The organism is Paenibacillus tepidiphilus (assembly GCF_008635795.1).
GTDB classification, from domain to species: domain Bacteria; phylum Bacillota; class Bacilli; order Paenibacillales; family Paenibacillaceae; genus Paenibacillus_AQ; species Paenibacillus_AQ tepidiphilus.
Genome location: NZ_VWRQ01000058.1, coordinates 1 through 1,483 on the forward strand (window position 1 = coordinate 1; position 1,483 = coordinate 1,483).

General features: G+C 48.5%; 1 protein-coding gene. It reads left to right on the forward strand.

Going from position 1 to position 1,483, the window contains the following annotated elements; all coding sequences use genetic code 11:
• The first annotated feature begins 124 nt into the window (after positions 1-124).
• A complete protein-coding gene (locus tag F1379_RS29445; RefSeq protein ID WP_150276042.1) occupies positions 125-1,324 on the forward strand; it encodes an IS4 family transposase in 1,200 nt (399 codons plus the stop codon).
• The last annotated feature ends 159 nt before the right edge of the window (positions 1,325-1,483 follow it).

Sequence of the window (1,483 nt, forward strand, 5' to 3'; positions counted from 1 at the left end):
CCACTAGCGTTGCATAAAAGCTAACATTAGCCGAATGGTATAAACTAACTGTCCATAAATGAAAAAAAACCCTATTGTAAGAAGGTAGGCACGTTGTCCATACCCCCTTACAAAGGAGTCCTCAATGGATAACGTTAATGCAAATTCGGTCATACGTCAATTCTTATCTTTGCTTCCGATCCACGTTTTGGATCGGACCGTGTTCGATTACTACACCAAAAAGCTTACCGTGATGAAAAGCATCTTCATTTTTGTTGCCGCCCAGATGAACCAGTGGTCTTCTTACCGCGAAATTGAAGCGCATATCCGTGCACAAACGGAGTTGCAGTGCCTGTTTCACTTGGACCATATTAGTGGCTCCCAACTGTCCCGTTCCCTGGATCGTCTGCCCACCGAGCTGCTCGAGCACATCTTCCAGCAACTGGCCCTACGCGCTAAAAGGCGGACAGCAGCCTGTAGCGGGGTTTCCAAAACTATTGGGAAATTGAGCATCGTGGATGCCTCTACGATTTCGTTGCCCTTACACCTTGGAAACTGGGCGCAAGTGACCCGTAAGGCCAGCAGCGTCAAGATGCATTTGCGTCTCGTCGCTGCTTCGCCGGACACCGTTTTCCCCGATGCTATGGTGCCTACTACAGCCAATGTCGGAGACCGGGCGTGTGCGCTTCACCTCGTCGTTCCTTCAGACACGACTTATGTCATGGACCGGGGCTACGATGACTACAAAAGGATGGAGGCGTGGAGCCAGGACAACATCCGGTTCGTCATGCGTCTGCGGGACCGCGCATTCACCACAATTGTGGAGGAGTCTTCAGTGAAGTTGGGAAGCCGAATTCTCCGGGACGCCGTGGTTCAAATGGGCAGTGCTCCTCGCACCAACAAGCATCTGTTACGACTCATTGAATTCACGGATGAGCAGGGACGTCGCTACCGGCTCGTGACTTCAATCTGGGATTTGTCAGCAGAAGAGATTGCCCAGATTTATAAATGCCGCTGGCTCATCGAGTTGTTTTTTAAATGGATGAAGCAGCATTTGTCGACCGTGCATGTGCACAGCTACAAGCCACAGGCGATTTGGAACCAGCTGTTTCTGGTTTTAATTACGGCGCTTCTGGTACAAGAAGTAAATGCCTCATTGGCGTGTAAAACAACGTCCTGGCAACTGCTTAGACTCATGCGAGTCTATGTGTATCTGCCGTGGTCGACTTTGGAACAAGAGCTATTTAGGCCACGCAAGACCTCCAAAGGAAGACCACCTGGAGCCCAACCGAAGCCGAAGATCTTACGAACAACGGTAGGTGAACTCCGGCCCAGTAAAAAGTAATTCACACACAAAATATGGATGAAATTGACAACAAGTGCCTAGCATTTATACCACTATTCCTTTTTAGTTTGGCAGCCAAAAATAAATGTTAAAACATCCCTTTAAATACTAAAATAAACAGAATCTAAATGCATGTCAGGGTTAATGCAACGCTAGTGG